The organism is Snuella lapsa, from assembly GCF_039539345.1.
In the GTDB taxonomy this organism is placed as follows: Bacteria; Bacteroidota; Bacteroidia; order Flavobacteriales; family Flavobacteriaceae; genus Snuella; species Snuella lapsa.
Genome location: NZ_BAABCY010000067.1, coordinates 1 through 7,486 on the forward strand (window position 1 = coordinate 1; position 7,486 = coordinate 7,486).

The following is a 7,486-nucleotide window of genomic DNA, read 5'->3' on the forward strand; positions in this document are numbered from 1 at the left end:
ATTAAATTTGAAACAGAAAACACACCGCAACTAGCTCTTTTTTATTAAATCATTACGTCGAACTCAGGTTTAGAGTAACCCCATAGCACTTTACAATGAAGCACCTTTATATAAATAAGCAAATCACTTTAAGAAATGATGAATCCATAGCTAAATATCTAGTTGAAATAGGCAGGTTTAGTTTAATAACTGCTGAACGGGAAGTAGAATTAGCTACCTTAATTAGAAAAGGAAGCCAAGTGGCATTAAATGAATTAACCAAAGCCAATCTAAGATTTGTTGTTTCGGTGGCAAAACAATATCAAAATCAAGGATTACCTCTATCCGATTTAATAAGTGAAGGTAATTTAGGTCTGCTTACTGCAGCCAAAAGGTTTGACGAAACTCGTGGGTTTAAATTTATTTCCTATGCTGTATGGTGGATAAGACAGAGTGTAATTCAAGCTTTGGCTCAAAAATCCAGAGTGGTAAGATTACCATTAAACAAGATAGGGGTCATAAATAAAATTAAAGAGTCCACAGCTTTTTTTGAACAAAAGAACAACAGAGCTCCATCTGCCGATGAAATTTCAGGTATTATTGAAGTTTCCGTCTTAGAAATAGAGCTTTGCATGAAAAATGTCAAGTACTCTGTCTCTATGGACGCACCTCTTTCTAACGATTCCAATTTAAGTTTACATGATAAGTTTGGAACTGATGAATTTGATGCGCCAGATAAAACGTTATTAATTGATTCGTTAAGGGTTGATTTAGATAATGTTGTGAATTCTCTTTCAGAGCGAGAATCAGAAATAATTAAGCTTCATTACGGAATTGGCGTTGTTTCCTCAATGTCCTTAAATGAAATAGGAAAAAAACTAGAGATTACCAGAGAACGTGTAAGACAAATTAAAGGATTGGCTCTAAAAAAGTTAAAAAAGTCTGGAAGTTCCAATTTATTAAAATACCTATGATGTTATGTTATGCGAAGAGAATTTTATATTAAAAAACCATATGAAAAAAAGTGTTTCCTCTAACCCATTTTATTAAGTCTGTCTAAATTTTCCTTATTAAGTCCAAAATACTTCATCGAAAATATAAAACTATCTACAGAAACACTTCTCTGACTACATTTTAACACAATCATTTGGATTGCTACCCCTCTATTATGTATGTCGCAGTAGCTTTTGAATATTTTCTTTCAATTAAACGACATAAGAAACTATATCATGGAAAAGATTTTTTGGCCTCCTCCGTAATACGTTTTGGCAATTTATTTGTCAACGCGTTTACAGAAGTTGGTGTTTTCTATGTTGGAGTTATTTGTTATAATCTTACCCCATTGGAACATTCCTCACACATGATGGTTCTATTTGCTATGTTTTGTTTCGCTAGATTTTTTTAGATACTGGTCTCATAAAATATCGCATGAACAGCAATTTTGGTGGTCTACACATATTGTACACCACAGTTCAGCCTATTTTAACCTGTCCTCTTCATGTAGATAGTCTTGGGTGTAAAATTTAAAGCTTGTATTTTTTATGCCTATGTTTATGTTGAGTTTTGATTCAACGGTTTTTATTATAGTTTATCAGCTCGAAATATTATATCAATTTTGGATACATACAGAACTGATACTTAAATTACCAAAACCCATAGAATATATTTTTGGTTCACCATCTCATCATCGCGTACACCATTCTGTATATTACGATTATATTAATATAAAGCTATAGTTCTACACTTATTATTCGGGATCGTGTTTTGGAACCTTTAAGAACAAAGTGAGCAGGGTATTTAGGGCATAACCAAACCTGTTAATTTGTTTAATCCAATATCCTTGGTATTCAATGCTTGGGGTGATTTATTTATGGATATTTGTAAGCTGCTTAAAATGATTTGGAAAATATAATTTGGTAGTCCAAACTATATGAGAAAGTGAACAAATAAAAAAGTAAAAACGATGGATTTTTGACTGCAATTTTTGAATTATGCACTTTAACAAGTAACTATAAAAATAATCCCTCCTCAAGTAATAATATATTTAAGTTCCCTAAATCTTAATAGTAAAATCTGTTCTCAAAACACTTAATACTATTTAAACAGCCATAAACATGTTAATAAAATTTATTTTTTACAAGTGCGTAGGTTGTTATGTGCCTCTTTAAATACTTGTAGACGGTTATTAGCAATAAATTAAATAAAGTGTTAGGCAACGTTTTTATTCTAATACCTTTGCAGTTTAGAATTATTCTTGAAATAAGCATTATCTTTAGTTCAATTCTTAAATGAGCTTATTCCATTTTGAAAATCTAGTTTAAATATATGGTAAGTTTAAGATGCAAACTTATGGTTATAAATGAACTGGAAAAACTAGGGTTGCATTACGCCAATATTGAATTAGGGATGGGAGAAGTAAAAGAATAAATTAATTTTGAATCACTGCTAGAGCTAAAATTTAACTTGGCAATGTCTGGTTTAGAATTGATGGATGATAAAAGAAGCATTCTTGTAGATAGGATAAAAAATGTCATAATAGAAATGATTCATTATTCTGAAGGGGTTCCAACGGTTAACTATTCAGATTATATTGCTGAAAATGTGCTGATTATTAAAAGATTAACATATAATTGAAGGGTCTATAGTTATTTTAACCTACCTTTACCAAATTAGATAGTTGAACTGCCTTTCTTTATTTAATTTGTATCCCACTATTACTTAAATCTCAGCATTCCTCAATTTTTTAATTATGGTAGTGTGTGTTATTCACTTGTACACATAAAAGCATATGAATTTGTACCCTGAAATAGGATTGCAAGCAATAATTTAATATCAAAAGGGTATCGAAAATCTAAAATTTTCAAGAAAAGTAAACTCCGATTTTTCAAAAATATTGAGAGGAAGGGTAAATACATATTTTAAAGCTAACAAAAAGAGTAGAAATGCTAATACAAATATGTTTGTTAAGACATTTGTTATGGTTGCCTTATTTTTTGTACCCCTAATAATAATGGCTACAGGTGCAGTGACTTCAGTGTTTTTGCTTTTCGCATTGTATATAGTTAGCGGGTTTGGAATGGCAGGAATTGGTATGGGTGTCATGCACGATGCTATTCATGGATCGTACTCAAAAAACAAAAGAGTTAACACGATTTTGGGCTATTCATTCAATCTAATTGGAGCCAATGCTACGGTATGGAGAATACAGCATAATATTTTACATCATACTTACACAAATATTGATAACGCAGATGACGATCTTAATGCCCCTTTCTTTTTGCGATTTTCACCTCATGCCAAACACTACTGGCTACACCAATTTCAGCACATATACATTTGGTTTTTTTACGGGATATCAACTATTTCATGGATAACAACTAAAGATTTTGTACGTCTAAAACGTTATAAGAATATGGGATATTTAAATAAAAAGCACGAATATATTAAAGCATTTACAAGCATGACTGCTTGGAAATTATTGTATTTTTCGTATGCGTTATTACTACCCATGCTTATGATCTCGCTTCCATGGTGGCTCATTCTACTCGCATTTATCAGTATGCATTTTATTACCGGACTTTTGGTTAGTATTGTTTTTCAAATGGCGCATATCATGCCGGAAAATGAGTTTCCTCTTCCGAATAAAGAGGGCATGATGAAAGTAGATTGGTATGGGCATCAATTTGCGACAACATGTAATTTTTCACTTAATAATAAGCTTTTATTTTGGTTTATTGGTGGCTTAAATTACCAGATAGAACATCATGTATTGCCTGACGTTTGCCATGTACATTATAAAAAATTGGCCAAGATCGTATCACAAACCGCACATGAATTTGGATTCCCGTATAATGTTAAGCGAACTTTGTTTCAAGCTATAAAGGATCATATTATAATGCTTCGCTTGTTAGGCAAGAAAATAGTTGAAAAGCAAAGTATAGTGGAATTAACAACGAATTTTAATTAAGAAAATAGAATAATGATAAAAACATTAATAAATAAATTAATAAATAATGATAATGCAACTATTATGAAAGAAGGTACAGTAAAATTTTTCAATAATGCCAAAGGATTTGGTTTTATATCAGTTAAAGACTCTGAAGAAGAAATATTTGTTCATACATCAAATCTTATTGATCAAATTAAAGAAAACGATAATGTAACATTTGAAATCGAAAAAGGACAAAAAGGATTAAGTGCTATAAAAGTGAGTTTAGTCTAGTGAATATGTAGCCTTCCCTTTTTTAGGGAAGGCTACAAATGGATTTGAAAAGAATAGATCTTAAAGACATAATTGTATCATTTTTATAAGTTACAATTTAAATGACGATACTTGGTACTTTTTAATATTGTGGTTATGCATATCTAAATAGTGATATTTTTCAGTTTCATTTTTAATAATATAGGTAACAACATTTCTAATTTTGTTGTTAATTTTTGGTGCTTCTTTTAGAAAAATAATTAATGTTTTCATTTTTATTGTTTTTTAAGTTTAGCAAAAGTTACTAGTTCTAACTACAATTATCTAAAGGTGATCTTTTTAATTGGAATAAGCATCATTATTAACAATCAATTTAAACCAGCAAAAGTTCTATTATTTTTTAGAATGACATCTCATGTTTAAAAGTGTCGTTTTATTATTACAGCATTAATGTTCATTCTCAATAAGGCAATAACAAATTAATGGCTATATGGTAAGTTTAATATAAGCCTATGTTAACATGGTTTCGAAAACTAGATTCTTATTATACAGGTATTTAACTTGGTATGACTAATATAAGTTGGCTATTAGCATTTTAAACTATTATACAATTGATTGAGCGTACCCCAATCTGTTATGAATCAATTTAGAATTTTCTTATTCTTTTTTTTAATAAAGAAGGATAACTACATATTATCCCAATTATAAGACGTTTCTTTACAAAAGTTTCCAAAATTATTATTTAATAAGGATTTTTCTATTTCACCTTATTTTGACTATGCTTTTTGTTTGGCTAGCCGATACTTTTTGTAACCAAGAACTCCTTAGAAATAATGAAACCTCATTATTATTTGGATGATTTAATAAAACTTTAGTTTGAATGACACCACTCCAAATAATTAAACAAGTTACAATTAGAGATGACTTATCGTTAAATAAATATTTGAATGATATTAACAAAATAAATTTAATATCATTAGAACGGGAGGTTGAATTGGCTATACTAATAAAAGAAGGCAATCAGCTTGCTTTGAATGAACTAACAAATGCCAATCTTAGATTTGTTGTATCTGTAGCTAAACAGCATCAAAACAAAGGCTTATCACTTCCTGATTTAATTAATGAAGGAAATTTAGGGTTATTAAAAGCGGCAAAACGTTTTGATGAAACTCGTGGATTCAAATTTATTTCTTATGCCGTATGGTGGATTAGACAAAGCATAGTACAATCTTTATCTGAAAATTCAAGAACAGTAAGACTGCCTCTTAATAAGATAGGCGCTATAAATAAAATAAAAAAGGCAATAACTTTTTTTGAACAAAAGAATAACCGCGAGCCTAGTATTTATGAAATCTCTGAGATTATAGACGTACCTGTTTTAGAGGTTGAACTTTGTATTAAGAGTTCTGGATATAATGTTTCTATGGATGCACCATTGTCTAAAGATACAGAGCTTAATATGCATAACGTTATTGTTACCGATATGTATCCACAGCCAGATGCTGTTTTATTGTTAGACTCACTCCGTATAGATTTAGAAGCTGTATTGAATTCTCTTTCAGAAAGAGAGGCAGAAATAATTAAACTTCATTATGGTATAGGCTTAGAATCTTCAATGACTTTATTGGAAATAGCTCAATTATTTGGAATAACGCGAGAACGGGTAAGGCAAATAAAAGAGTCCGCAATTTCAAGAATTAAAAACTCAAATAAGTCTCACCTTTTAATAAAGTATTTGGGGTAAGAAACGATTACTAATTGTACAAAAAAATAATTATAAACTAGTATTAACAGTGTTACCCAACGTTTTTTCTTTCAGCCAACTTTCTATACATAATGACTTATATAGTTTATCTTTGACTAAATAAGAAACGCATTTTAATTCCTAAAAATTAATGAAGCTTTATATTAAATATATGGTAAGCTTAAGATGCAAGCTTTTCGTTAAAAATGAGCTAGAAAAACTGGGTTTACACTATATAAGTGTTGAGCTTGGAATAATTGAAATAAAAGAAGATATTTCCGAATCTCAAAAACAAGAATTCAAATCAAATTTAGCGATATCAGGGTTAGAATTAATGGATGATAATAGAAGTATTCTTATAGATAAAATAAAAAACGTGATTATAGAAATGATTCATTATTCTGATGAAGTCCCAAAAGTTAATTATTCAGATTATATAGCACAAAAATTGAATTATGATTACACGTATTTATCAAATTTGTTTTCAGAAGTAAAAGGAATTACTATTCAGCATTTTATTATTAAACACAAAATAGAAAGGGCAAAAGAATTGATTCTTTATAACGAACTTAATCTCACTGAAATTGCCTATAAATTAAATTACAGTAGTGTTGCTCATTTGTCTAACCAATTCAAAAAAGTTACTGGACATACACCTACTTTTTATAAAAAAATCGGACAAAAAAGAAAGCTGAATCTAGAGAACCTGTAACATGTGTAATGATATATGTCAGTTGTGTAACACAATTTAAGGTATTAGTCGTCATCTTTGTGATAGTAGTACAATTAAGCACTACTTTAAATACATAATTATGGAAACCCAGAACAAAGAAGGCGAGAAAAAGACAAGTGAGCTATTTAAATTTAGTGGCGATTGGGACAAACAATCAAAAGCATTGAAAGTAAGATATCCAAAATTGACTTCTGAAGATGTGAAATTTGAAAGTGGTAAAGAATTAGATTTAATTAAAAGATTAGAGAACAAGTTAGATAAAGACAGAAATGAAGTTGTAGGTATCTTGAAATCAAATTATAAAAGCATTGCAAATGCAATCTAGAATATTAAGTTAAGTCTATGTATTAAGAACAGTTTTTCACTAAACTGTTCTTTTTTATAAGCTTTATTTTAAATCAGTGATTTGTGTAATTATAGCCATAAAGTGTATAACTTAATATACTATCTCATCGTTATCTTTGTAAGGCTATTAATCAATTAGGGAAGTTAGGATAAGTTATTTATTCGGACTTAAAAAAGCAGACTCAAGTCTGCTTTTTTTCATAAAAATAATATTCAACAGCGATATTTATATATTCGTCCGACTAGCTTTTTTTAGTTCCATTTCATAGGTTGCAAACGTCTAATAAACTTTATTTGTTTTCTTCCATTCTGGGCAATATTTATATGCACTGGTTTATCCTTTAAATCATTAATTATGTTCTTAACAAAAGGTTCAATGACAACTGTAGTTTTTAGTTGCTTTTTTTTAGATACTGGCTATTTCGGCGTGACCATGCCACGTATTTCGGTCAAACAGTGCCACTTTGAGAGATCCTGCAATGAT

The 7,486-nt window shown here is 29.7% G+C and carries 7 protein-coding genes and 1 pseudogene; 7 read left to right on the plus strand and 1 reads right to left on the minus strand.

The features are described from left to right. The first annotated feature begins 95 nt into the window (after window positions 1-95). From ABD792_RS12680 to ABD792_RS12690, 4 genes and pseudogenes are all read left to right on the plus strand, one after another. Window positions 96-953, plus strand: coding sequence for a sigma-70 family RNA polymerase sigma factor (locus ABD792_RS12680; RefSeq protein WP_345006591.1), 858 nt, complete (start codon window positions 96-98; stop codon window positions 951-953). 399 nt (window positions 954-1,352) lie between these two features. Beyond that, window positions 1,353-1,715: pseudogene (locus ABD792_RS19205) on the plus strand (sterol desaturase family protein). A 1,241-nt stretch (window positions 1,716-2,956) separates the two neighbouring features. Beyond that, window positions 2,957-3,946 (plus strand): fatty acid desaturase family protein, encoded by a 990-nt coding sequence (locus ABD792_RS12685; protein ID WP_345006592.1) that lies wholly within the window; start codon window positions 2,957-2,959, stop codon window positions 3,944-3,946. Window positions 3,947-3,958: 12 nt separating this feature from the next. Next, window positions 3,959-4,201 carry a cold-shock protein gene (locus ABD792_RS12690; protein ID WP_345006593.1) on the plus strand — a complete coding sequence of 81 codons (243 nt, stop codon included), beginning with the start codon at window positions 3,959-3,961 and terminating at the stop codon, window positions 4,199-4,201. A gap of 90 nt (window positions 4,202-4,291) precedes the next feature. On the opposite strand, the gene ABD792_RS12695 is transcribed toward ABD792_RS12690, so the two are convergent. Further along, complete coding sequence (locus ABD792_RS12695; protein WP_345006595.1) at window positions 4,292-4,453, minus strand: hypothetical protein; 162 nt, start codon at window positions 4,451-4,453, stop codon at window positions 4,292-4,294. 607 nt (window positions 4,454-5,060) lie between these two features. Between ABD792_RS12695 and ABD792_RS12700 the strand changes: the two genes are divergently transcribed. The 3 genes from ABD792_RS12700 (at window position 5,061) to ABD792_RS12710 (ending at window position 6,982) form a co-directional block, all read left to right on the plus strand. Beyond that, on the plus strand, window positions 5,061-5,924 hold the full coding sequence (locus tag ABD792_RS12700; RefSeq protein ID WP_345006596.1) for a sigma-70 family RNA polymerase sigma factor: 864 nt from the start codon (window positions 5,061-5,063) through the stop codon (window positions 5,922-5,924). Between the two features lie 151 nt (window positions 5,925-6,075). Beyond that, window positions 6,076-6,636 carry a helix-turn-helix domain-containing protein gene (locus ABD792_RS12705; RefSeq protein WP_345006598.1) on the plus strand — a complete coding sequence of 187 codons (561 nt, stop codon included), beginning with the start codon at window positions 6,076-6,078 and terminating at the stop codon, window positions 6,634-6,636. Between the two features lie 100 nt (window positions 6,637-6,736). Further along, complete coding sequence (locus tag ABD792_RS12710) at window positions 6,737-6,982, plus strand: hypothetical protein (RefSeq protein ID WP_345006599.1); 246 nt, start codon at window positions 6,737-6,739, stop codon at window positions 6,980-6,982. Window positions 6,983-7,486 lie beyond the last annotated feature (504 nt).

Coding starts and splice junctions, on each gene's coding strand:
- ABD792_RS12680 (WP_345006591.1), top strand. CDS start 96: ATGAAGCACCTTTATATAAATAAGCAAATCACTTTAAGAAATGATGAA.
- ABD792_RS12685 (WP_345006592.1), top strand. CDS start 2,957: ATGGTTGCCTTATTTTTTGTACCCCTAATAATAATGGCTACAGGTGCA.
- ABD792_RS12690 (WP_345006593.1), top strand. CDS start 3,959: ATGATAAAAACATTAATAAATAAATTAATAAATAATGATAATGCAACT.
- ABD792_RS12695 (WP_345006595.1), bottom strand. CDS start 4,453: ATGAAAACATTAATTATTTTTCTAAAAGAAGCACCAAAAATTAACAAC.
- ABD792_RS12700 (WP_345006596.1), top strand. CDS start 5,061: ATGACACCACTCCAAATAATTAAACAAGTTACAATTAGAGATGACTTA.
- ABD792_RS12705 (WP_345006598.1), top strand. CDS start 6,076: ATGAAGCTTTATATTAAATATATGGTAAGCTTAAGATGCAAGCTTTTC.
- ABD792_RS12710 (WP_345006599.1), top strand. CDS start 6,737: ATGGAAACCCAGAACAAAGAAGGCGAGAAAAAGACAAGTGAGCTATTT.